The organism is Sneathiella sedimenti (genome assembly GCF_017313765.1).
GTDB classification, from domain to species: domain Bacteria; phylum Pseudomonadota; class Alphaproteobacteria; order Sneathiellales; family Sneathiellaceae; genus Sneathiella; species Sneathiella sedimenti.
Genome location: NZ_JAFLNC010000005.1, coordinates 338,848 through 359,792, shown reverse-complemented (window position 1 = coordinate 359,792; position 20,945 = coordinate 338,848). Strand labels below are relative to the sequence as shown.

26 protein-coding genes, 2 tRNA genes and 1 riboswitch are annotated in these 20,945 nt (G+C 52.8%); of the genes, 12 read left to right on the top strand and 16 right to left on the bottom strand.

The genetic code is table 11. The features are described 5' to 3' along the window. Positions 1-2: 2 nt before the first annotated feature. The 5 genes from J0X12_RS15830 to J0X12_RS15810 are packed head-to-tail and all read right to left on the bottom strand — an operon-like array spanning position 3 to position 2,549. Positions 3-368, bottom strand: coding sequence for a cation:proton antiporter subunit C (locus tag J0X12_RS15830; RefSeq protein ID WP_207047402.1), 366 nt, complete (start codon positions 366-368; stop codon positions 3-5). Further along, the gene (locus J0X12_RS15825; protein ID WP_288900594.1) at positions 368-1,420 is read right to left on the bottom strand and encodes a DUF4040 domain-containing protein; all 1,053 of its coding nucleotides are present in this window, start codon (positions 1,418-1,420) and stop codon (positions 368-370) included. Before J0X12_RS15825 ends, J0X12_RS15830 begins: the two co-directional genes overlap by 1 nt. Positions 1,421-1,450: 30 nt before the next feature. Then, entirely contained in the window at positions 1,451-1,789 is a 339-nt protein-coding gene (mnhG, locus tag J0X12_RS15820) for a monovalent cation/H(+) antiporter subunit G (protein WP_207047400.1), read from the bottom strand. Next, positions 1,789-2,076 (bottom strand): MrpF/PhaF family protein, encoded by a 288-nt coding sequence (locus J0X12_RS15815; RefSeq protein WP_353890836.1) that lies wholly within the window; start codon positions 2,074-2,076, stop codon positions 1,789-1,791. The genes mnhG and J0X12_RS15815 overlap by 1 nt, the downstream gene beginning before the upstream one ends. Beyond that, positions 2,076-2,549 carry a Na+/H+ antiporter subunit E gene (locus J0X12_RS15810; RefSeq protein WP_207047398.1) on the bottom strand — a complete coding sequence of 158 codons (474 nt, stop codon included), beginning with the start codon at positions 2,547-2,549 and terminating at the stop codon, positions 2,076-2,078. The genes J0X12_RS15815 and J0X12_RS15810 overlap by 1 nt, the downstream gene beginning before the upstream one ends. Positions 2,550-2,849: 300 nt before the next feature. On the opposite strand from J0X12_RS15810, the gene J0X12_RS15805 reads away from it, so the two are divergent. Further along, on the top strand, positions 2,850-3,419 hold the full coding sequence (locus J0X12_RS15805; RefSeq protein ID WP_207047397.1) for a cold-shock protein: 570 nt from the start codon (positions 2,850-2,852) through the stop codon (positions 3,417-3,419). A gap of 37 nt (positions 3,420-3,456) precedes the next feature. Here the strand turns inward: J0X12_RS15805 and J0X12_RS15800 are convergent, their stop codons facing one another. The 3 genes from J0X12_RS15800 to J0X12_RS15790 all read right to left on the bottom strand — a co-directional run bounded on the left by J0X12_RS15800 (position 3,457) and on the right by J0X12_RS15790 (position 5,998). Further along, positions 3,457-4,398, bottom strand: a complete 942-nt coding sequence (locus tag J0X12_RS15800; protein ID WP_207047396.1) for an ABC transporter substrate-binding protein — start codon at positions 4,396-4,398, stop codon at positions 3,457-3,459. 11 nt (positions 4,399-4,409) lie between these two features. Next, a complete protein-coding gene (locus J0X12_RS15795) occupies positions 4,410-5,192 on the bottom strand; it encodes an ABC transporter permease (protein WP_207047395.1) in 783 nt (260 codons plus the stop codon). After that, a complete protein-coding gene (locus J0X12_RS15790) occupies positions 5,189-5,998 on the bottom strand; it encodes an ABC transporter ATP-binding protein (protein WP_207047394.1) in 810 nt (269 codons plus the stop codon). Before J0X12_RS15790 ends, J0X12_RS15795 begins: the two co-directional genes overlap by 4 nt. Continuing rightward, a riboswitch (TPP riboswitch) is annotated at positions 5,992-6,097 on the bottom strand. (Overlaps the previous gene by 7 nt.) Before the next feature lie 46 nt (positions 6,098-6,143). Here J0X12_RS15790 and J0X12_RS15785 point away from each other — a divergent pair. The 6 genes from J0X12_RS15785 to J0X12_RS15760 all read left to right on the top strand — a co-directional run bounded on the left by J0X12_RS15785 (position 6,144) and on the right by J0X12_RS15760 (position 8,407). After that, positions 6,144-6,608 (top strand): DUF192 domain-containing protein, encoded by a 465-nt coding sequence (locus J0X12_RS15785; protein ID WP_207047393.1) that lies wholly within the window; start codon positions 6,144-6,146, stop codon positions 6,606-6,608. Positions 6,609-6,622: 14 nt separating this feature from the next. After that, a complete protein-coding gene (locus J0X12_RS15780; protein ID WP_207047392.1) occupies positions 6,623-7,054 on the top strand; it encodes a PaaI family thioesterase in 432 nt (143 codons plus the stop codon). A gap of 75 nt (positions 7,055-7,129) precedes the next feature. Then, positions 7,130-7,206: transfer RNA gene (locus J0X12_RS15775), tRNA-Pro, on the top strand. A gap of 172 nt (positions 7,207-7,378) precedes the next feature. Continuing rightward, positions 7,379-7,996 (top strand): PA14 domain-containing protein, encoded by a 618-nt coding sequence (locus tag J0X12_RS15770; RefSeq protein WP_207047391.1) that lies wholly within the window; start codon positions 7,379-7,381, stop codon positions 7,994-7,996. Positions 7,997-8,003: 7 nt separating this feature from the next. Beyond that, positions 8,004-8,306 carry an ETC complex I subunit gene (locus J0X12_RS15765; protein ID WP_207047390.1) on the top strand — a complete coding sequence of 101 codons (303 nt, stop codon included), beginning with the start codon at positions 8,004-8,006 and terminating at the stop codon, positions 8,304-8,306. 24 nt (positions 8,307-8,330) lie between these two features. Beyond that, positions 8,331-8,407: transfer RNA gene (locus J0X12_RS15760), tRNA-Arg, on the top strand. Between the two features lie 356 nt (positions 8,408-8,763). Here the strand turns inward: J0X12_RS15760 and J0X12_RS15755 are convergent. After that, positions 8,764-9,519, bottom strand: a complete 756-nt coding sequence (locus J0X12_RS15755) for a hypothetical protein (RefSeq protein ID WP_207047389.1) — start codon at positions 9,517-9,519, stop codon at positions 8,764-8,766. 97 nt (positions 9,520-9,616) lie between these two features. Between J0X12_RS15755 and J0X12_RS15750 the strand changes: the two genes are divergently transcribed. Next, positions 9,617-10,162, top strand: coding sequence for a MarR family winged helix-turn-helix transcriptional regulator (locus J0X12_RS15750; protein ID WP_207047388.1), 546 nt, complete (start codon positions 9,617-9,619; stop codon positions 10,160-10,162). A 271-nt stretch (positions 10,163-10,433) separates the two neighbouring features. Then, entirely contained in the window at positions 10,434-11,570 is a 1,137-nt protein-coding gene (locus tag J0X12_RS15745) for a patatin-like phospholipase family protein (protein ID WP_207047387.1), read from the top strand. A gap of 239 nt (positions 11,571-11,809) precedes the next feature. On the opposite strand, the gene ald is transcribed toward J0X12_RS15745, so the two are convergent. After that, positions 11,810-12,928, bottom strand: a complete 1,119-nt coding sequence (gene ald / locus J0X12_RS15740; protein ID WP_207047386.1) for an alanine dehydrogenase — start codon at positions 12,926-12,928, stop codon at positions 11,810-11,812. 142 nt (positions 12,929-13,070) lie between these two features. On the opposite strand from ald, the gene J0X12_RS15735 reads away from it, so the two are divergent. Next, complete coding sequence (locus J0X12_RS15735; protein WP_288900595.1) at positions 13,071-13,526, top strand: Lrp/AsnC family transcriptional regulator; 456 nt, start codon at positions 13,071-13,073, stop codon at positions 13,524-13,526. On the opposite strand, the gene J0X12_RS15730 is transcribed toward J0X12_RS15735, so the two are convergent. The 3 genes from J0X12_RS15730 to J0X12_RS15720 all read right to left on the bottom strand — a co-directional run bounded on the left by J0X12_RS15730 (position 13,523) and on the right by J0X12_RS15720 (position 15,717). After that, positions 13,523-14,296, bottom strand: coding sequence for a crotonase/enoyl-CoA hydratase family protein (locus J0X12_RS15730; RefSeq protein WP_207047384.1), 774 nt, complete (start codon positions 14,294-14,296; stop codon positions 13,523-13,525). The two genes, J0X12_RS15735 and J0X12_RS15730, sit on opposite strands and share 4 nt — an antisense overlap. A gap of 103 nt (positions 14,297-14,399) precedes the next feature. Next, entirely contained in the window at positions 14,400-14,600 is a 201-nt protein-coding gene (locus tag J0X12_RS15725) for a hypothetical protein (protein WP_207047383.1), read from the bottom strand. Positions 14,601-14,820: 220 nt separating this feature from the next. Then, positions 14,821-15,717, bottom strand: a complete 897-nt coding sequence (locus J0X12_RS15720) for a LysR family transcriptional regulator (protein ID WP_207047382.1) — start codon at positions 15,715-15,717, stop codon at positions 14,821-14,823. A gap of 226 nt (positions 15,718-15,943) precedes the next feature. On the opposite strand from J0X12_RS15720, the gene J0X12_RS15715 reads away from it, so the two are divergent. After that, entirely contained in the window at positions 15,944-17,449 is a 1,506-nt protein-coding gene (locus J0X12_RS15715) for an aldehyde dehydrogenase (RefSeq protein ID WP_207047381.1), read from the top strand. A gap of 32 nt (positions 17,450-17,481) precedes the next feature. Further along, a complete protein-coding gene (locus J0X12_RS15710; protein WP_207047380.1) occupies positions 17,482-18,531 on the top strand; it encodes an alcohol dehydrogenase in 1,050 nt (349 codons plus the stop codon). 72 nt (positions 18,532-18,603) lie between these two features. Here the strand turns inward: J0X12_RS15710 and J0X12_RS15705 are convergent, their stop codons facing one another. The 3 genes from J0X12_RS15705 to paaK form a co-directional block, all read right to left on the bottom strand. After that, positions 18,604-18,828 (bottom strand): hypothetical protein, encoded by a 225-nt coding sequence (locus J0X12_RS15705; RefSeq protein ID WP_207047379.1) that lies wholly within the window; start codon positions 18,826-18,828, stop codon positions 18,604-18,606. A 98-nt stretch (positions 18,829-18,926) separates the two neighbouring features. Next, positions 18,927-19,628 carry a DUF2461 domain-containing protein gene (locus J0X12_RS15700; RefSeq protein WP_207047378.1) on the bottom strand — a complete coding sequence of 234 codons (702 nt, stop codon included), beginning with the start codon at positions 19,626-19,628 and terminating at the stop codon, positions 18,927-18,929. Positions 19,629-19,637: 9 nt separating this feature from the next. Beyond that, positions 19,638-20,936: a phenylacetate--CoA ligase PaaK gene (paaK, locus tag J0X12_RS15695; RefSeq protein ID WP_207047377.1), complete on the bottom strand. Its 1,299-nt coding sequence runs from the start codon at positions 20,934-20,936 to the stop codon at positions 19,638-19,640. Positions 20,937-20,945 lie beyond the last annotated feature (9 nt).

Below are 20,945 nucleotides of genomic sequence, written 5' to 3'. Positions count from 1 at the left end.
TGTCAGGCGCCATCCTTCATCTCGAGAATTTCTTCTTCGTCTATGGTGCCAAAGGATTCCCGGATACGCACGACCAGCGACAGGCCGAGTGCCGTTGTGGCGATACCGACAACAATCGCCGTCAGGATAAGCACATGCGGGAGCGGGTTCGAATAGACGGGAGCGGCTCCGTCTGTGATGTTCTCAACAACAATGGGGGCCGTGCCGCCACTGATTTTGCCCATGCTGATGTAAAACAGAAAAACGGAAATCTGGAAAAGTGAGAGCCCGATCATTTTCTTGACGAGGTTGGACCGGCTCATCACCGTGTACAGGCCGATCATCAGCAGGATGATGAATACCCAGTAATTGAAGAAACCAAAGGACATCAGTTATTCTCCTGCTCTGCCTTGGCGGCAATCAGGTCGGCGCGCCCGACAAAGGCGTAGAAAATGGCCAGCATGGCTGCTGTCACCGTTATGCCGACACCCAGTTCCACCAACAGAATACCAAGATGCTGACCTGCCACCGGATCACTCGCGAGAACGTTGTAGTCGAGGAAATTACCGCCAAGCAACATGCTGGCGACCCCAACACCGCCGTAGAGCAGGACACCAGCAGAAATCAGGAGAAGGATCGCCTTTTCATTGATGACGTGCCGCGCATATTCAAGACTGAAAACGAGGGCGTACAGAATAATGCCTGCCGCAAAAATCACACCTGCCTGGAAGCCGCCGCCCGGACCGTAGTCGCCATGGAACTGGACGTAGAGGGCGAAAACAAATATGAACGGAATCAAGAGCTTGGCGATCACATGGGGAATAAGATCATGCTCACTTCCAAGCCCGCTCAGGCTTCCCTTTCGTCCGGTTTTCCCCTCATCAAGCGGGACGTCAGTCTCATCATCCTCATTCTTGCGCCGCCGACGTTGCCGCAGGATGAGGAGAACGCCAATCCCGGCTGTGAAAATCACGGTGGTTTCACCAAAGGTATCGTATCCGCGATAGCTTGCGAGAACTGAAGTCACCATATTGGGAACGCCGATTTCAGTCGGGCTATCCTCGATATAGCGCGGGGCGACATGCGTATGGACCGGATTATCCGCCTCGCCGAAGCGGGGCATTTCATAGGTCGCATAATAAAGAACGGCCCCTACCGCGAGACAGATGACCATGGGCCCGGCCGCAAATCTCGGCTTATCCTTCTCCTGCGAGCCAACAAGGGCCAGGGTGCCAATATAAAGCACTGTGCTGATACCAGCACCGACCGCGGCTTCGGTAAAGGCAACATCAACCGCATCCAGGCTGATAAAAATCAGCGCCATGGTGAAACTGACAATTCCCAGAAGCATGGTCGCGACGAAAAGATTTCGCACCAAAAGAACGGCCATGGTCCCGGCAATCAGCAATAGCATCAGAAAAACATCTACAAAGGCGGCTATGGTCCTGTCTCCCTCTCGCTCAGAATTTGGTTACGCGTCTTCTTTTGTTTGATCTCTATCGCCAAAGCCGTCGAGTTTTGGCTTAAGCCCCGCAACGAAGCTCGCCTGTGCCAAGGCGTAGGAAGCGGTTGGGCTGGTGAAGAATATGAATACGATCACCAACAGAAGCTTGACCGAGACAAGGGAAAAGCCACTTTGCAATGACAGCCCGACAAATATCAGGAATGTTGCCAGCGTATCGGCCATGCCGCCGGCGTGGATGCGGGTATACAGATCAGGCAGTCGCAGCAGGCCAAGCCCCGTAATAAGCAGGAGCGCACTACCGGCCAGCAACAGGACCCAGGTGGCGATATCAAGTATAAGATCCATCAGGAATTATCCGCCGGTTTTGAAAGAGTGCCGCGCAAGGTTCCAAATTTGAAATATTTCAAAACGGCGAGGGTGCCAATGAAATTGACAAGCGCATAGACCAGGGCGAGATCCAGGAAGTCAGGGCGCCCGGCAAGAAATCCCATGACCCCGATCAGCAGCACGGTCTTTGTTCCGATTGCATTGGCTGACAAAATGCGATCATAGGATGTCGGGCCCAGAATAGCCCGGGTGAGGGCAAGCGCAATGCTGATCAATATGGCGATGGCGGTAATTGCGTAAATCATCATGTCTCTCTCATCACCTTGGTTACCCGGCGGTCCATATCCCCGCCTTTCACGCCGTCCGCAGAACCTGTCGTCATGGCATGAACCATAACCTTGTCGTCGTCGAGATCGACGGTCACGGTGCCCGGTGTCAAGGTGATGGAGTTGGCATAGATGACTCGCCCGAGATCGGATTTCTGGCTGGCGACGACCGTGAACATGCTTGGCCGTAGAAACTTCTTTGGGAACAGGACGCATTTGGCGACATCGATATTCGCCTTGAAGATTTCACCGACCAGCCAGCCCCAATAGAAAATTATACGGGGGCCCAGATAGATGGGATGACCTTCATGATCGATCACGTCCATGCGATAGGCAATGAGCGCAGACAACAGGCAGGACACAACGCCAAACCCTGTGATCAGCGGCGTGTAATGCCCCGACAACAAAAGCCAGACAGCCATAAGCACAAGAAACAAACTAATGGTTTTCAACAACGTCCTTTATTCCCTGTCGTTTGTCGTCATGGTTAAATTTTAGGGAGTGACACTCCTGGGTGATCGATGACTTGCCTCCGTATATGCCACGGGATTTCCATGTTCGCAAGTATCAACGGTGGAGAAATCGAATTGGCGAACAGACTGCCGATTATCAGTGAATTCTACGTCCTTTTTAATCATCGATAGAACAGTTAAGGCTTAACTAATTCGAATATTGAAAGTTTCCTTAATATTGTGTTAAACTGTTGTTCTGGCGAGACGTCACAATTCGTCCGTCAAGTTCGGGAGTAATATATGACAGCCAAAATTGAACAATTGCGGAGTAAGCAGGAAGAGGCAAAATCGAACGAATCCCCGGAAGCAACCTTTGAAATGACAGGACGTGTTAAATGGTTCAACACGGTCAAGGGTTTTGGTTTTTTAACACCGAATAACGAACCGGGTGATATCTTTCTGCATCTTTCTTGTTTGCGCGAAGCGGGTCATGAATATGTGGCGGAAGGTGTTAGCGTAACCTGTGTTGTTGTGCGTCGATCGAAGGGTCTGCAGGCAATTAAGGTTCTTGATATCGATACATCGACGGCTGTTCCTTTTGAACCTCGGGTGCCAGAGAAAAACAACGTGACCAATCACCCTGCTGTGCAGCCAGAAGGGGATTTCGTCGAGGTGGAAGTCAAGTGGTTTGACCCGGTCAAGGGATATGGCTTCCTGACACGAGGCGATGGAACCCAGGACATCTTCGTTCATATGGAAACACTGCGCCGTGAAGGCGCCCTGCCGGTACAGGCAGGCCAGAAGATGAATGTCCGGATTGGCGATAGCCCGAAGGGGCCACAGGTAGCAGAGATTGAGCGTCCGGAATAATTTCCGGACGACACATCTTTTCTCTTTTTTTTAGTCGCTAGTTAACAACGGCGGCGTAGCTATCCGCACTTTTCGTTTCTTTAATCAAGCCCTGCGCCTGCATAAAGGCGGCAAACCTCTCATATCGGCCAACATCAAGGGCCGCTGGTCGTAGCGCAAAACGCGGCAAGGTATCGGCCCAAGCGCGCCGGTTCAATTCATCATCCAGCTCTTTGTGATTTTTGATAAACAGTTTCCAGCTTTCGTCCGGATGGTTGACAAGAAATTGCACTGCTTCTTCCAACGCATCGACGAACGGTTTCAGGCGCGGGTCGTCCAGCTTGTCTGAATGGGCGATAACGATCAGTTCGTCATAGGCCGGAACACCTTCTTCTTCGGGGTAGAAGGCACGACCGGGATAGCCTTCAATATCCATCTGGTTAAGCTCGAAATTCCGGAAGGCGCCAATCACTGCATCGACCTGCCCGGAAAGCAGGCTGGGTGACAGGGAAAAATTGACGTTGATCAGCGTCACATCATCCGCGGAAATGTTATGAGGCGAGAGCATGGCCGTCAGCAGGGCAGTTTCAAACCCGCCGACCGAATAGCCGATTTTCTTGCCTTTCAGATCAGCGAGGGTTTTCACGGGTCCGTCCCTCAGCACGACAAGGCTGTTAAGCGGTGTCGCAACCAGGGTTGCGATCCGCTTGACCGGCAACCCTTCCTCCACCTGCAAATGTAGCTGTGGTTGATAGGAAATGGCCAGATCGGCCTTGCCGGCCGCAACAAGCTTTGGCGGTGCGCTCGGATCGGCAGGCGCGATCATTTCCACATCCAGCCCATGCTTTTCGAAAATACCTTTCTCATCGGCGATGATCAGGGTGGCATGATCAGGGTTCACGAACCAGTCGAGCAGAACGGTAAGCTTTTCTGCAGCCTGCGCCGTCGTTCCCTGAATCAGGAAGGCGGCCAGAAGTGGCCAAAGTATTCGTCGTTTCATCTAAAGCTCCATTATTGAGTTGTATTGTTGTTGTGAGTTGAAAGCCAGGGCAGGGCGCGCAGAAGCAAGGCGTCGATAAGATAATAGATAAGAAGCGCCATGGCGGTCAGGACCAGCAGGCTCGCGAACATGAGGTCCGTTTGCACTCTGGCATTTGCATGCAGCATCAAGTAACCAAGCCCGGATGAGGCGCCGACCCATTCGCCGACCACGGCGCCGATCGGCGCAATAGCCGCCGCGACCCGGATGCCGGAGGCGAGGGAAGGCAATGCGAAGGGGATCTTGATATAGAGATAAAGATTGACGAGCTTTCGAAAGCGCCCGGTGCGGCCCGATTGCTGCAAAAGCCCCGCGAGATTGAGCCATACCGGTTCTGTCCGGTTGAGGCCGTCGAGAAAGCCGACTGTGACCGGAAAATAGATAATCAGCAGGCTCATCACGATTTTTGGTGCCATCCCGTAGCCCAGCCAGAGCACCAGTAAGGGGGCAATGGCAAAGACCGGGATCGCCTGGCTTGCTATCAGCAAGGGAAAAACCCACTGCTTTACAGGCCTGTAGGCGGAAATCAACAGGGCGGAGACCATCCCGAACAGGACCCCAAGTATAAGGCCGACCAGAATCTCGATTGCCGTTGTCATTGCATTGTCCGCGATCAGGCTCGCGTGGGTCAGCAGGGCCTCCGCGACGATCAGCGGGGAGGGGAGCAGGAATTTCGGCAATCCAAGTATTGCAGTGATCAACCCCCAAATGAGGAGAAACCCGGCGAGGGTAATCCCGGCGCGCAACAGTCTCATGATGCGTCCTCTGTTTCTCCGGCAAGGCGCGTCATAATCGCGGAATAATGCTGCGAGAAAGCGTCATCCGCCGGGTCACGCGGAATGTCTTTTTCCGGCCTGATCGCTTCCGAGAGGCGCGCAGGATGACCGGCCAGCACATAGATAACATCGCCCAGACGCAAGGCCTCCATCGGGTCATGTGTTATCAAAAGGACGGTTTTTTCGGTGAGCAATCGCGCCGCCAGTCCCTGCAGCCGGAATTTGGTGATCGCGTCGAGGGCGGAAAAAGGCTCATCCATAAGAAGTATGGAACTCCCTTCCATCAGGGTGCGGGCAAGTGCAACCCGCTGGCGCATGCCGCCGGACAGAGTGTCAGGCCGGCTGTCCCGCCACTTTTCAAGGCCGACCTGTTTGATCAGCCTGTCAGCGCGCACGCGATCCGGAATTTCGCCCCGCAAGCGGTTGCCAATAAGAAGATTGTCGAAAACCGACGCCCAGGGCAACAGCAGGTCCTTCTGGTCCATATAGGAAAGTCGACCCTCAAGGCTCTTGCCGTCGCTCGTGGTAACGCGGCTGTTGCCGGGAAGAGGGATAAACCCGGCCAGAATTTTCAGGATACTGCTCTTGCCGACACCGCTTGGCCCGAGCAGGCAGGTGATTTTTCCCGGCTCGAGCTCGAGATTGAGATCACTCAGGATCGTGTCCCCGTCAAAGACCAGCTCGTCCAGGGAAAGATCGACGCCAATGCCGGCTTCGCCTTGATCATGCAAGACATCGGGCATAGATTCCGCAGCATCGGAATAGGTTGGATTGTCAGGTTCCATTGATATCTCGTTCCTACGCAGGTATTAACCTGATCAGGTAATCGGGGTCGTCCCGTGCAACGGAACCTCTCAGCCATAATGGCTCCCCCCGAGGAGGCTTCAATATAGTGAAATATCGTTTGCAGGCAAAGGATTAATCTTATCGATGTCAACACCGCCTAGAAATTACGCCGCCGCGCTGTTTCTTATTGTCGTTGCAGCCGCGATATTGGGGCCGGCACGGGTGACGATGGCGGAACGGCTTGTCGTTATAACGGCGGATCAGTCAATTGAGTTGGATGTGGAAGTCGCGGATGACAGCGCTGAGCGCAGCAAAGGCCTGATGCATGTAACCTATCTCCCGCCACATGCCGGCATGCTGTTTGATTTTCAAGAGACCAAGCCGATTACAATGTGGATGAAAAATACGGAAATTCTTCTGGATATGTTCTTTGTGGATGCAACCGGGAAAATTCTTTACATTAAGGAAGAGGCAGAACCTCATTCGCTTGAAATCATTACACATGATCAGCCCGCGCGGGCCGTACTCGAAGTGAATGGCGGGTTTGCGCGAAAAAATTCTGTTCAGGTGGGGGACATGCTGTCCCACCCCCTTTTTGAAAATAAGTAAGTGCCGGAATAACAATGAATAAACAAAACACCGGAATCCTCTCCGTTCCCGAGGGATTTGAGATCATCGAAGGAAAAGGTCCTTTCACAGATATCAACGGGCCCTTTTTTGGCAAAATAGTCAGTAAGGAGAAGGTCGTCCGGGCCTTCCGCGTCGAGAAGCGTCATCTTAACAGCATCAAGATAGTCCATGGCGGCATGTTGATGACCTTCGCAGATTCTGCCTTGGCGGCGGCCGTCCGGCACGTTAGTGGCCGGTCCAGTGTTACCATCAAGATGAACTCTGAATTTCTCTCGCCAGCCCGCGAGGGGGATTGGGTGGAATCCGATGTCGAGGTGATCCGGAGCACGCGCTCCGTCGCATTCGTGCGCGGGGAGTTGAAAGTCGGGAAGAGGGTAATTTTCAAGGCAGACGCAATTTTTCACTATGTTCACGCAAGACGATAGAAATTTATTGGGACCTGCAGGCAATTCTGGCTTGCGGGCCGGGCCTTGATAGTATAGATCATCACATTCACCGCGCGGGGCGTAGCACAGCCTGGTAGTGCGCTCGCTTTGGGAGCGAGAGGTCGCAAGTTCGAATCTTGCCGCCCCGACCAATAAAAAGCTTTGCAATTCAATGGATTGCAAAGCTTTTTTTTTGACAAAATTCAGTGCCGTATTTGACAGTTTGTTTAAATTTCCCGCTCTTTTGCGCTTTAGTTTGCTGTCTGTTGAATTTTCACTAAAATGTGATCTTGTCATAGATGGTCAGGAGGAGGCACCAAATTGATGACTAACGTAAGTGCACATGGGAAGTTCAGGTTCGGAACGCGGTTAATTGTTCTATTGTTTGGTCTTGCGATTCTGCCTGTATTGGCGCATGCGGAAACCTTTACCGGGCTCAAGCCAGCGTCACCACAGCCCGATCCTGCCAACTTGAAGCCTGGCCTTGCGGTCACCTATTACGGGGTGAAGGTCGACAGCATCAGAGAGCTTGAAGAGAATATGGGCTATATGGACGGTAAGCCCGGCGCGCCTATTCCGATGCTGAACTATCAGGTAGGGGCCGGAAATGTGCTCACCTCCAACAGCAACGACATGGTTGGGGCGATCATCAAGGGCTTTATCAAGATGGAACAGCCGGGCCGCTATGTTTTCATGGTGCATTCGAATGACGGCGTCTGGGTCGCAATTGGTGATAAATTGATCTATGAGGACCCGGACGTTCATGCAGACCGGTTCTCAGATGAAATAGTTGTTGAGATTTCGGAACCGGGCTGGTATCCGATCCACATTAAATATTTCGAAAAGAAAAATACCTCAACACTGGAGTTATACTGGGAAGCCCCGGGATTCGGTGAAATGGACTATGTTCCGGCCGAGGTGTTTGGTCATATTGGAGAGTAACCGCGCAATGACAGCGAAGGCGAGACTATTTCAACCGGCGAAAAACGCCATGCAATCGGGCCGTAGAGGAACGAAGCACTGGCGTCTTGAATTTGCACCGGCAGAAGCCAGATATGTTGAGCCGTTAATGGGCTGGACAGGGTCACGCGATATGAATGCGGAAGTGACGATCGATTTTGACGACAAGGAAAGTGCGATCGCCTTTTGCAAGAACAACAATATCGAGTATACGGTCGTCGAACCCAAACACCGTCGGCTCCACCTCAAGACTTATGCCGATAATTTCTCTTATACGCGCGTTCGTGGGTAAGAGGGAAATTCGATACGAGATGATGGCCCCGTAGCTCAGTTGGATAGAGCAATTGACTTCTAATCAATAGGTCGCACGTTCGAATCGTGCCGGGGTCACCACTTATTCCAATGGCTTACCGTTTATTCGGTAAGCCATTTGTTTTGGCGGAAAAGTGTTCGAGAAACGACAACAGCAAAGCGGAAGCCGTTTTTCATTACCTCACACCGGTAATAATTCAATCTGTATGCCAAAACTTAGAAGATAGACAATCGACCCTATTCTCCTCGGGACGGAGCGGAAAGAGAGTAGCATAATCACCGGACATCCCGGTAAGTCGGGCTCTTTTTCTTGGGATGTTATCAAAGCTTATGGCCATCTGGGTTGTCGTTTAAATGACAACCAGCTTTTTGAGTTCTCTTAAATCGAAGGGTCGGTGAGGCAACTGGATGCCTCACCATGTTCGCTTGAAGACCGCTTACTTTAGCTTGCCGGGCAGACTAAGATCACTTGACGCGACATCGAAGACATCTGTCACACACAGAAGAGGTGCGTGAACATTTGCGTTCACTTTCAACGCAGCGGTAACGCCGTCATATGAGGCCCCCGCAATCTCTATTGTATCGGCAAAGGAAACATTGATCTTGATTTCAGGCCCGTCAAATAAGGGAGTGAAACCAGGGCTGTCGATAAAGATAGGAAGGCCCGGCCAGGTGGCGGGCATAGCCGGAGTCTCGCCTTCAGGAATATCCCGAACGGCCAATGCGCCGTCGCCACATGCTTCTGTCGGCGTGAGGACGACCCAGTGAGTATGCCACTTTGTTCCGTCATTTGTCGGGTCACCGTCACCATCCTCATCGTATAGCGGAGTGTCATCAAAATCAGGGTGGCTTGTGGCGACAAGCGCCAATATTCCCGTTTTTCCTTCGAATCCGACGGACGAAGGGTCAAGAGATGTCGGCCAGACATAGGACAAAACGGTGGCGCCCCCCAGAGAGCCGGTGGGGGATGGCACTTCCGAACCCGCAAGGCCGTTTGTGGTCATGTGAAAGGTGACCGAGCGTCCCTTGCGGTGAACATGTGCCGCCAGAATGTCAAAGGCAGCTATTTTTGACCCATCCGCCGGAGAGACAACAGCACCCTCCTGGTTGATTGCGTGGGATTTGTGGCTGGCATCCGCAAATGCAGAGCTGGTGCTGAAGAGTAGAGTTATTCCAATGACCAAGGTTCTCATAGCGTGCTCCTAAATATAATATCGACTCGATACTAGTAACGGGAAAAATTGGATATTGCAATAATAATTTCGACTCGCTATCTTCGATACCATGAAAATGAATGATAAGAGACGTATCAAGGAACTGATTGAGAGGCTTGACCGCATCACTGCTGCGGATGAATGGGGCGATGACATCAACCCGACCCAGTGGACGGCACTCTCCTACCTGTCACGGGCCAACAGTTTTTCGCGTTCTCCGTCCCATGTTGCCGATTTCATGACGACAACGCGGGGAACGGTTTCCCAGACACTCAAGGCACTCGCCCGAAAAGGACTCATCACCGAGATCCGATCTGAGCATGACAAAAGATCAATTTCCTATTCGATCACTGAAAAGGGCGAGAAGCTCTTTAAGAAGGAAAGCACGATCGAAGAGGCGGCATTGCAGTTGGGCGGGGAGGAGGTTTCCACTCTACTCGCCGGTCTCGAGGCGCTGGCTCGCACGGCATTAAAGCAAAGGGGATATAAGAGTTTCGGGGTTTGCGACACCTGCAGCTATCATCGTAAGGAGGCGGAAGGCGGCTACTGTAACTTGCTCAACCTGCCTCTATCGCCACCGCAAACCAAGCAGATTTGCCATGAACATACATCCGCGAAATAGTCGATTATTTTATGCCTACGCGGGCAGTATTATCTAGGGGAATGGTCAACCGTTCTATGGATCATTCACGATGCATGGCTAACGTATATTTTTGCATATGGATTCTGGGTAGACGTCGATACTGTACAAATGTTGACAGTGTAATTGGCTAAAGTCGATACTGGATTGGAAGAAGGGGTGACTTACCCTGTCGACGCTTTGTTTCCGTAAAATGCCAAGACGGAGATTTGAAACAGGCATTTGTGTAAATGTATGAGTCTATAAAACACACATGACAAAAACTGCCGACCAGCGATTTGCAATTGTTTTGACGGGGGGCGGAGCTAGGGGCGCCTATCAAGTGGGTGTCCTCAAGGCGTTGGCTGAAATCTCGGAAAAGAAACCCGTTGCGTTTCCGGTTATCACGGGGGTCTCGGTTGGCGCAATTAACGCGGCTGCGCTTGCATCAAATTTCGACAATTTCAAATACTCAGTACAGTTGATAGAGAAGTTCTGGCGAAAACTGCATATTGAGGATGTGCTGGACGCCCGTATAACAACGGTTCTGTTAAATGGTTTTCGAATGTTTCTGTCTGAATTCTTTTCCGTTTTTAGACGTAATACGCCAAAATCGCTATTTGAAAACGATCCGTTGCGGCAATCCCTTCGTCAGGGCCTGGATTTTTCCAGCATTTCACGTTCAATCACGGCAAAGGAACTTTATTCCATTGGCATTACCTGCTCCGGCTATTCCAGCGGTAATGCCAAGACATTTTTCGAGACGGCTTCAGAAATCCCGGATTGGCAGCGCGAACGTCGGGAAGGTGTGCGCAGTCATCTAACCATTGATCATGTCATGGCATCCTCGGCGTTGCCGTTACTGTTTCCGGCGGTAAAAATCGGCAATGAGTATTTTGGGGACGGTTCATTGCGTTTAACCTCTCCGCTCGCTCCTTCAATCCATTTGGGAGGAACAAGACTGCTCATTGTTGGAACCCGCGATATAATCCAGGCGACATCTTTGGAGGATGGCTTTGCCTCCCAGTATCCATCTGTTGGTGATCTGACCGGTTATGCGCTGGACACCATATTCCATGATAACCTGGATGCCGATATTGAGCGATTGCAGCGTATCAACCAGACACTCAAGCTCATTCCCGGAGAAAGCCGCCAAAACACGCGGTTAAGGCATATTGAGACGCTGGTAATAAATCCATCGCAGAATCTGACCCAGATGGCATTGCGCTATCGGCACGAAATGCCTCGTACCATGAAATGGATACTGGCAAGTCAAGGCTCGTCGATGAAGGTCGGTATGCTGGAAAGCTATTTATTGTTTGAACCGGGATATATCGGCAGCCTGATCGATCTCGGATATGGGGATACCATGGCGATGCGTGACGAAATCTTGCAGTTCCTCAAGGAATGAGATGTTCGGGCAGAATGGAACTGGTCGCCTATATTTAAAATCGTGTAACGCCGGCAATTATTTGATTTGGATACCTGAAAGCCTTTGCCAGATTCTCAGTACTTCGACTGAAATACAGTGATGCGGTTTCTCCACAGGAAATTTCTCGACCCGTTGGGCAGGACTATCACGATGCCATCGCCCTTATTTTAAAAGCCCGGCCATTATGGCCGGGCTTTATCTGTTTTGTTCGTACTCGCTCAGCCCTGAAGGGCAGCTTCGAGAGGGGTGTGGTCAAGCTTGAGATCCTGGGCAACAGGTTCGCAGGTGACCTTGCCGTTCCAGACATTGAGCCCGTTTGCCAGATGAGGGTCGTTTTTCAATGCCTGTTTCCAACCCTTGTCAGCGATTCTAAGAGCGTGGGGCAGGGTGACATTGTTGAGCGCGTAGGTTGACGTCCGGGCAACGCCGCCCGGCATGTTGGCAACGCAGTAATGCACAACGCCATCGATCACATAGGTCGGATCCGCGTGGGTCGTCGCCTTTGATGTTTCGAAACAACCGCCCTGGTCGATCGCGACATCGACAATGACCGAACCGTCCTGCATGGTTTTCAGCATCTCTCGCGTCACCAGCTTCGGCGCCGCTGCGCCCGGGATCAGCACCGCGCCGATCACAAGATCGGCCTCCATGACGAGCCGTTCAAGCAAGGCATTGGTGGAGTAAATGACCTTGGCCGAGGATTCAAAGTGATTTTCGAGGCGCTCCAGCGCCATCGGATTGCGATCAAGGATGGTGACATCCGCATGCATGCCGATTGCCATCTGAGCGGCGTTAAAGCCGACAACACCCCCGCCGATGATGACGACCTTGCCCGGTGCAACGCCCGGCACCCCGCCCAGCAACACGCCGCGGCCGCCGTGGGATTTTTCGAGTGCCGAGGCGCCTGCCTGCACGGACATGCGGCCGGCTACCTGACTCATGGGTTTGAGGAGCGGGAGGCCGCCGTTGTTATCCGTTACTGTTTCATAGGCAATGCAGACGGCGCCTGATTTCATCAGGTCATGGGTCTGCTCAGGGTCGGGGGCAAGATGAAGATAAGTATAGAGGATCTGGCCCTCGCGCAGCATTGCCCGTTCCGCCGCCTGTGGTTCCTTCACCTTAACCACCATGTCAGCGCGGGTAAAAATTTCTTCCGCAGTATCTACTATTTTTGCGCCGGCTGCTTCGTAGGCATCGTTTAGGGCGCCGATGCCCTTGCCCGCGTCGGTTTCGACCAGCACTTCATGTCCATGCGCGACGAGCTCACCGACGCTTTCCGGTGTCAGCCCGACGCGATATTCATGGTTTTTGATTTCTTTAGGCGTTCCAACGATCATGCCTTTTGCTCCCTGTTTGCAGATTGAGTTGATTGTCGGAGTATAGCTTTTTCTCACCGGTATATTTTCCGAAATTTATTTCCGTGACACCTTAATTTGGTGTAAAATACGGTTCTAGACACGAATATTAGGAAAATATTCTATAGACCACTTTGATAGCAAAATATTATCTGAATTGCAGAGCGACTCCGGCAAGTCGATTTCTGAGATAGCGGAGCGGGTCAATCTTTCGCTCTCCGCCTGTCATCGGCGCATAAAAATGCTGGAAGAGGCGGGTGTGATTGACGGCTACGCGGCGCGGCTCGATCGGCACGCGCTGGGTCTCGAAGCTGATGTCTTCGTTGAAATTTCCCTCACGTCCCAAAGCCAGGAAACACTTGATCTTTTTGAGAAAGCAGTCATGAACTATGACGAAATTCTCGAATGCCATCTGACAACGGGCAACGCCGACTATATCATCCGGGTGGCGGCGCGGAACGTGCCGGATTATGACCGCATCCACCGCAACTGCCTGGCCAAGCTGCCCCATGTTGCGAGTATGCGATCCACCTTTGCGCTCCGCGCGATCAAGACGTGGAAAGGCTATCCGGTCCTCTAGGTTTTTTTGAAGTCCCCATGTCGGCCTTCACCGGCGGCGAAGCGGGCGGCGCCAACTTGCGCTTCTTTCTGCTTGGCCTCTTCCGCAGCGGTCATTTCGAAGTGAATGGCGTCTGCATCGGTCTTTCCTTCCTGCATATAGATGCTCTCGCGGTCCGACAGCATGGCGATTTGCGGAAAATTCGCAATTTGAAGGGCGAGCTCTTCCGCGGCGGTACGCGCGGTGCCAGTGGGAACAACACGTGTGGCAAGTCCGATGGAAAGGGCTTGGTCCGCGGAAACTGGCTTTCCAGTCAGCATCATGTCGAGGGCGCGTCCCATACCGATAACGCGGGGCAGCCGGACTGTCGTCCCGTCACTCATCGGGACACCCCAGCGGCGGCAGAAAATGCCAAAAACGGCTGAGTCAGACGCTATGCGGATATCGCAATAGAGGGCGAGGCCCATACCGCCGGCAACTGCATGTCCCTCTACGGCGGCAATGAGGGGTTTTGACAGGGGGGCGTGAAACGGCCCCTCCGGATGGCCGGCCCAGGCCTTGTAATCGACACGGGTCGCTGTTTCCTTCAGGTCAGCACCCGCACAGAAAGCGCCTCCGGCGCCTGTAACGACGGCAACCCGCTGGGTATCATCCGCGTCAAACTCGCGAAATGCCTGCGCCAGCAAGTCAGAAGTCTCCTGGTCCAGGGCGTTTCGGACCTCTGGCCGGTTGATAATGATTGTGGTCACCGGACCGTTTGTTTCGGTTATTATTTTTTGTTCTTGTGTCATTTGTTTCCGTTACCATAGTGTCATCGCGGCAGGGTGCTCACGATCCTGATATGGTACGGCAAACAATCCGTTCAGGTGAAACTTTTTTGAACCGGCGTGCGCGTCAGTTCAACCGTTTCGTCACGAATCCCTTTTCACGCGGATATTTCTTTGTAATGCAATTTTCCGCTTCCCGAGAACTCTCGGCCTCGATTGCGAAACGGCAAGGCTGGGCCCAGCGCATCGAAATATGGGGATGTTCCTGATTGTTTTTCAGCGCAACCCGCGCTTCAGCATGATAAACGGAAAAAACGTAAGTACTCATCGTTCTCTCAATTCTTTACTTCGGGCTCAAGCCCACCACCACCGGAGGTCCAATGGCAATGACATCTCCGGCTGACCGCTCTGATTCGCCATTGCCCCCTAATATTATACATCAACCATCGTTAAGAATAGCATAATTGCGCCCCTTTTTGCCCGATTTTCCGCCATGAGATAATCGGGCACATGGAAAATTGACGATAATCCCGATGGGCAATGCCTCCCTAAGTGATAACCTGCTTTTGATATTCTTTGGTCGTTTCAAGCGCGTGGCTGATGAACTTTTCCGTTACCGGATTATACGGTTCTGTTGGATAAGACGCCGTAAATCGCAGGTTCGGGGGGCGCCAATCGCAGGGAACCTCCTTCAAGGTACCGTTTGCAAGTTCCGCCTGAATCATTTTGCGGGGCAGGGTGGCGACGCCAATACCATCCTGCGCCATTTTCAGAATTGCGGCCAACGAACTGCAGGGGAAAATACGAGCCGGCAAGTCGGTGTTTTTCCTGAGTTGCCGGGAAATTTCGGCAAATGGAGGTGTGTTTTTAGCAAAGGTAATCAACGGAATTCTTGCAAGTTCATCAAGGGAAAGTGGGGCGCCTGCGTCGATCTCGAGCGACCGGGACGCAGCCCAAACAACCTCGAATTCAATCAAGTCATGGTTCTCAATCTGGAAATCAGTTACCGGGCCCATGAGGAAAGCAAAGTCGAGAGACCTATCTGTCAGCTCCTTCCGGAGATTAATCGTTGTATCGACGACAATCTCCACTTCGATTGCCGGATATTTCTGATGTAATCCCGAGAGGAAGGCCGGAAGCCACGTATGGACTATGGTTTCGGAAACGCCCAGACGTATGATGCCAGCGAGATTTTCTTCCTGACCAATCCGTTCCACAAGCAGTGCGGATGTTCTCAACAGCTTTTCCGCATATGGCAGGAGTTCGATACCCTTGCTCGTTAAACGAATAATACTTGCTTCCCGCTCAAATAGCCGGACGCCCAGCGTCTCTTCCAGCCGTGCAACCCTTGCGGAAATAGCCGGCTGCGTTGTATTCATTTTTTCGGCTGTTTTGCGGAAACTGCGCAAGGAAGCAACCCAGAGGAAAGTCTGAAGCTGGGTCAAATTAATATTTCCCGGCACCATAAAATTGTCCTATTGATTATAACTAGATATGGTAAAAAAGAGTTATATAATAAGCTGGAGGTAATGTCAGGAGCGTTTCTACAAATTTAACAAGTAAAAATTGATAAGTCACGCAAACTAACTCTTTCGCGATGGCAGCGCATTGTTTATGCTTTTGCCAAAATTAAATCATGTCAGACATCAATAAGATAAAAGAGGAATAAGCATGTCCGCAGCACCTGCCCCTACACGTCAAGACTGGGAAAAACTCGAAAGCGAGATTTCAATTCGCAACAAGGCCTTCATCAATGGCCAGTATGTTGACGCCGCCTCCGGAAAAACCTTCGATTGCGTCAGCCCCGTTGATGGCCGCGTTCTTACTCAAGTTGCCGCCTGTGATGTAGAGGATGTGAACCGGGCTGTGGCTGCTGCGCGTGCAGCCTTTGAGGCCGGCTCCTGGTCCCGCGCCGCGCCGGCAAAGCGCAAGGCCGTGTTGCAGAAATTTGCCGGTCTGATCATGAAGAACAAGGATGAGCTGGCGCTGCTTGAATGTCTGGATATGGGCAAGCCTGTTAAATGGGCGGGTGCCGTTGATATTCCGGGTTCTGCGGGCAGTATCTCCTGGTATGCAGAGGCGATTGACAAGGTCTATGATGAAATCGCCCCGACGGATCGCCGCCGCTCCATCGCCATGATCACCCGCGAGCCGATCGGTGTTGTCGCCTGCGTGGTTCCCTGGAACTTCCCGCTGTTGATGGGCGCCTGGAAATTTGCCCCGGCACTTGCGGCGGGTAACAGCGTTATCGTGAAGCCGGCTGAACAATCACCGCTTACCGCGTTGCGTGTTGCTGAACTCGCCATTGAGGCCGGTATTCCCGAAGGCGTCTTCAATGTCCTTCCCGGTTTCGGCGAAACTGCGGGTCAGGCACTGGGCCGACATATGGACGTGGATGCTCTGGCCTTCACGGGCTCGACAGAGGTCGGCAAGCTCTTCATGCGCTATTCCGGTGAGAGCAACCTGAAGGCAGTCGGTCTTGAATGCGGTGGCAAAAGCCCGAGCATTGTGATGGCGGATGCCGATCTTGATCTTGCCGCGAAGAAAATCGCTATGGGCGTGTTCTTCAACCAGGGTGAAGTATGTACGGCGGCGTCTCGTGTGGTTGTCCAGGACAGCATCAAGGATGAACTGGTTGAGAAGATCGCCAATGTCGCAAAAACATTGCAGCCGGGCGATCCATTGGATGCCAAAACAATTATTGGCGCCATGGTGGACAAATCCCAGACAGATCGCGTCATGGGCTATATCAATAAGGGTCAGGAAGAAGGCGCAAAACTACACTATGGCGGAAAGCAGGTCCGTCAGGAAACCGGTGGTTTCTATATTGAGCCGACGATTTTCGATGGTGTTTCCAATGATATGACCATTGCAAGAGAAGAAATTTTCGGCCCGGTTGTCAGCACGATCACCTTCAAGGATATGGAAGAAGGGATCAAGATTGCCAACGACACGATCTATGGTCTGGCGGCGTCGGTCTGGACACGGGATATCTCCAAGGCACACCAGCTCGCGCAGGCTCTGAAGGCCGGTACTGTCTGGGTGAATACCTATGATGATGTGGATATGTCCACACCATTTGGGGGATACAAACAGTCTGGTAACGGTCGTGACCGGTCTCTTCATGCTCTTGAAAAATACACTCAGCTGAAAACAACCTGGATCAACATTGCCTGATCGCTGAGTTTCAAGAACTCTGGGAGGAAAAAATGAAGAGCTATCAATTTGAAGAATATGGCGCCCCGCTGGTCGAGAAAACCGGCTCGGCACCAAGTGTGAGCGGTGAAGAAGTGCTGATGGATGTCACTGCCTGCGGTGTCTGCCACAGCGATATTCACATTTGGGAAGGGTATTTCGACCTCGGCAATGAGCGGAAGCTCGATATCCGGGGTGGGCGGGAATTGCCGCACACCTTGGGTCATGAAATTGTCGGCACCGTCACGGCAGTTGGTGAGAAGGTCACGGACGTGAAGGTCGGGGACAAACGGGTTGTCTATCCCTGGATTGGCTGTGGTGAATGTCCCATCTGTAAATCGGGGGAGGAACAGCTTTGTAATCGTCCCCGCCAACTCGGTGTTGATGTCGCAGGAGGCTATTCCGATACCTTGCTGGTGCCCCATTCCCGCTATTTGCTGGATTATGGCTCACTCTCGAAGGAATTGGCCTGTACCTATACCTGCTCGGGCCTTACGGCGTATAGCGCACTTCAGAAAGTGAAGTCGCGGGCTGATGGCGGAAAACTTCTGGTTATCGGAGCGGGCGGTGTCGGTCTGGCGGGAATGGCCATTGCCAAGTCCGTGACAGATGCCGAAATCTATGTTGCCGATATCGATCCCGAAAAACGGGAAGCTGGCATCAAAGCCGGTGCCGTTGCGGCAATTGACCCTTCCGATCCGGCAGCCTTTAAAAGCTTTATGGGCATGACCGGTGGCGGCGTTAATGCGACCATCGATTTTGTTGGGGCGGAAAGCAGCGCGGCCTTCGGTGCCAAAGTGCTCACCAAAGGTGGCAAGCTGGTCATCGTAGGTCTCTTCGGCGGCGGTTTCTCCATGCCGTTGCCCATGTTCCCGATCAAGGCTATCTCGATTGAGGGAAGTTATGTCGGAAACCTTCAGGAGATGCGGGAGTTGATGGAGCTGGCCAAGGCCGGCAAACTGAATGAACTTTCCATTACGCCGCGCCCGATGAAGGAGGCCTACAACACTCTTGAAGATCTTCGCGCCGGCAAGATTGTTGGCCGGGTGGTGCTGCAAAGCTGAATATCGGGTTTATACCGACAAAAAAGGCGGCATTTTAAGTGCCGCCTTTTTTGTTACTTGTCGCTTCTGCGATTAATGTATCGGACCGGCAATTTCCATGTCGATGAGTTCATTCACAACGCGCATCAGCTCAATGCAGGCGTAAAGATCTTCCTCTGCCTGGTCATTCCGGCGTAAAGCATTTGCCTCTGCCGTCAGCATTTCAATGGCGTTTTCTCCCTGATGAACAATCAGGTTGTGCGCCGTGCTGTATAGGTCAATTGTCGTATCGCGGTGTAATTCAATGATATTCATCATGGCATTAATCCTCAAGCGGTGCCGTTTAGTCAACTTGCCGCTAATTTTAGAAAACTTGTCTTAAAAGAAGGTTAATGCCGGTGAGCTTGAAATTACCGCTAGAAGGGAAGCTCCACCGCGTTGGTCAGGAAGCGCATGAAGGGGGTCGCTTTTTGAAAGGCTTCGTCCACCTCATCAACAAATTCCGGCGTAGTGATTTTCTCTATATTCGCGAGAGGTTTCATGACGAACAGGGTTTTGCGCCGCAGGTCCTCGATTTCAGGGTGATCAATGGGAAAGCCCTTTGGTGCGCGTTTGAGGCCATCGCCGCGAATGCCGTCAATAAATGTCGCCTTGAAGCCCGGATCGTCCTTGATAGCGTTCCAGTCCGCGCTTTTCCCGTCAATGGCATGGCGGATTTTATTGAGCACCGGGGCAGGGGGCAGATAGATACCGCCGCCAAAGCGCACCCCGTCCAGGGCGAGATGGACATAATAACCCGGCGCATGGGCATCCCGTCCGGCCTGATGACGGAACTGGCACGCGGCATGCTCTTTATAAGGCTTGGGGTCGCGGGAGAACCGCACGTCGCGGTAAATCCTGAACATGGAACCCCCGTTGGGGCGCGGGTCGGCGATAAACATCGGCGCGATGGCTTCAAGCCGCGGCGCCATTGCCTCGATGAAGTCACACATCGGATAGACGACCACATCCTTATAGCGCTGCTTGTTTTGCGCGAACCAGTCGCGATTGTTATTCGCGATAAGCTCGGCATAAAAGCGTAGAAAATCCTTCGGGAAACCTTGAAAACTGTTCGTCATAAGACGCCTTTAATTCTTTCTGTGATCTATGACACGCTTGGCCTTGCCGAGGGAGCGCTCGACCGAGCCCGGCTCGCAAATGTCAATAATGGCATTGACGCCCAGGACGCCCTTGATCCGGTCACGAAGCTTCCCGGCGGTGTCCGCAGATGCGGCGCCTGAAAGGGCGTGTTCGACCCTGACAGTGAGACTGTCGAGCGCGCCCTCGCGACGGACCTCCAACACATAATGAGAGGAAAGTCCTTCTGTCTGGACCACCAACTCCTCAACCTGGGAGGGGAAGAGGTTAACACCGCGAATAATCAGCATGTCATCCGTGCGGCCGGTAACCTTTTCCATCCGGCGCATAGATCGCGCGGTGCCCGGCAGCAGCCGGGACAAATCGCCGGTGCGGTAGCGGATCACGGGGAAAGCTTCCTTGGTGAGGGTTGTAAAGACAAGTTCGCCTTTTTCGCCATCCGGCAATACCTCGCCAGTCTCCGGGTCAATAATCTCGGGATAGAAATGATCCTCCCAGATGACCGGGCCGTCCTTCGCCTCAATGCATTCGCTTGCAACCCCGGGGCCCATCACCTCCGACAGGCCATAGATATCCAGCGCGTCGATATCGAACCGTGCCTCGATCTCGCGGCGCATCGCCTCACTCCAGGGTTCAGCACCGAATATCCCGGCCTTCAGGGGGGATTTGCGGGGATCGAGACCCTGTCGCTCGAACTCTTCCGCGATGGCCATCATGTAGGACGGCGTGACCATGATTATGTCGGCGCCAAAATCACTGATGATCTGTACCTGTCGTTCAGTCTGGCCACCGGACATGGGCACAACGGTGCAGCCCAGTTGCTCGGCACCATAATGCGCCCCGAGACCGCCGGTAAACAAGCCATAGCCGTAGGTTACATGGACCGTATGTTCCTTCCGACCTCCAGAGGCGCGTATGGAGCGCGCGACGAGATTGGCCCAGTTATCCACATCGCCTTGCGTATAGCCGACAACTGTCGCTCGGCCGGTCGTACCGGAGGAGGCATGGAGCCGGACAACATCCGTCTTTGGAACGGCGAACATGCCGAAGGGATAGTTATCCCTGAGGTCCTGTTTTTTGCAGAAGGGAAAATTCGCTAGATCCTCAAGGGAGGTTAAATCGTCGGGGTGAACGCCGGCTGCATTGAACCGCTTCCGGAAGAGCGGAACATTCTGGTAGGCATGCGTCAAACTCCATTTGAGCCGATCCAGCTGCAGCGCCGAGATTTCATCCCGGCTGGCAATCTCGATCGGATCAAACTCGTCTCTCGACGGTGGGTTCAGACGCATGCCGCCCTC

What these genes read in the sequence shown, in the direction of transcription:
- J0X12_RS15830 (WP_207047402.1), bottom strand. Translation starts at nt 368, where the DNA reads ATGTCCTTTGGTTTCTTCAATTACTGGGTATTCATCATCCTGCTGATG.
- mnhG (WP_207047400.1), bottom strand. Translation starts at nt 1,789, where the DNA reads ATGGATCTTATACTTGATATCGCCACCTGGGTCCTGTTGCTGGCCGGT.
- J0X12_RS15815 (WP_353890836.1), bottom strand. Translation starts at nt 2,076, where the DNA reads ATGATTTACGCAATTACCGCCATCGCCATATTGATCAGCATTGCGCTT.
- J0X12_RS15805 (WP_207047397.1), top strand. Translation starts at nt 2,850, where the DNA reads ATGACAGCCAAAATTGAACAATTGCGGAGTAAGCAGGAAGAGGCAAAA.
- J0X12_RS15800 (WP_207047396.1), bottom strand. Translation starts at nt 4,398, where the DNA reads ATGAAACGACGAATACTTTGGCCACTTCTGGCCGCCTTCCTGATTCAG.
- J0X12_RS15795 (WP_207047395.1), bottom strand. Translation starts at nt 5,192, where the DNA reads ATGAGACTGTTGCGCGCCGGGATTACCCTCGCCGGGTTTCTCCTCATT.
- J0X12_RS15790 (WP_207047394.1), bottom strand. Translation starts at nt 5,998, where the DNA reads ATGGAACCTGACAATCCAACCTATTCCGATGCTGCGGAATCTATGCCC.
- J0X12_RS15785 (WP_207047393.1), top strand. Translation starts at nt 6,144, where the DNA reads ATGTCAACACCGCCTAGAAATTACGCCGCCGCGCTGTTTCTTATTGTC.
- J0X12_RS15780 (WP_207047392.1), top strand. Translation starts at nt 6,623, where the DNA reads ATGAATAAACAAAACACCGGAATCCTCTCCGTTCCCGAGGGATTTGAG.
- J0X12_RS15770 (WP_207047391.1), top strand. Translation starts at nt 7,379, where the DNA reads ATGACTAACGTAAGTGCACATGGGAAGTTCAGGTTCGGAACGCGGTTA.
- J0X12_RS15765 (WP_207047390.1), top strand. Translation starts at nt 8,004, where the DNA reads ATGACAGCGAAGGCGAGACTATTTCAACCGGCGAAAAACGCCATGCAA.
- J0X12_RS15755 (WP_207047389.1), bottom strand. Translation starts at nt 9,519, where the DNA reads ATGAGAACCTTGGTCATTGGAATAACTCTACTCTTCAGCACCAGCTCT.
- J0X12_RS15750 (WP_207047388.1), top strand. Translation starts at nt 9,617, where the DNA reads ATGAATGATAAGAGACGTATCAAGGAACTGATTGAGAGGCTTGACCGC.
- J0X12_RS15745 (WP_207047387.1), top strand. Translation starts at nt 10,434, where the DNA reads ATGACAAAAACTGCCGACCAGCGATTTGCAATTGTTTTGACGGGGGGC.
- ald (WP_207047386.1), bottom strand. Translation starts at nt 12,928, where the DNA reads ATGATCGTTGGAACGCCTAAAGAAATCAAAAACCATGAATATCGCGTC.
- J0X12_RS15730 (WP_207047384.1), bottom strand. Translation starts at nt 14,296, where the DNA reads ATGACACAAGAACAAAAAATAATAACCGAAACAAACGGTCCGGTGACC.
- J0X12_RS15725 (WP_207047383.1), bottom strand. Translation starts at nt 14,600, where the DNA reads ATGAGTACTTACGTTTTTTCCGTTTATCATGCTGAAGCGCGGGTTGCG.
- J0X12_RS15715 (WP_207047381.1), top strand. Translation starts at nt 15,944, where the DNA reads ATGTCCGCAGCACCTGCCCCTACACGTCAAGACTGGGAAAAACTCGAA.
- J0X12_RS15710 (WP_207047380.1), top strand. Translation starts at nt 17,482, where the DNA reads ATGAAGAGCTATCAATTTGAAGAATATGGCGCCCCGCTGGTCGAGAAA.
- J0X12_RS15705 (WP_207047379.1), bottom strand. Translation starts at nt 18,828, where the DNA reads ATGATGAATATCATTGAATTACACCGCGATACGACAATTGACCTATAC.
- J0X12_RS15700 (WP_207047378.1), bottom strand. Translation starts at nt 19,628, where the DNA reads ATGACGAACAGTTTTCAAGGTTTCCCGAAGGATTTTCTACGCTTTTAT.
- paaK (WP_207047377.1), bottom strand. Translation starts at nt 20,936, where the DNA reads ATGCGTCTGAACCCACCGTCGAGAGACGAGTTTGATCCGATCGAGATT.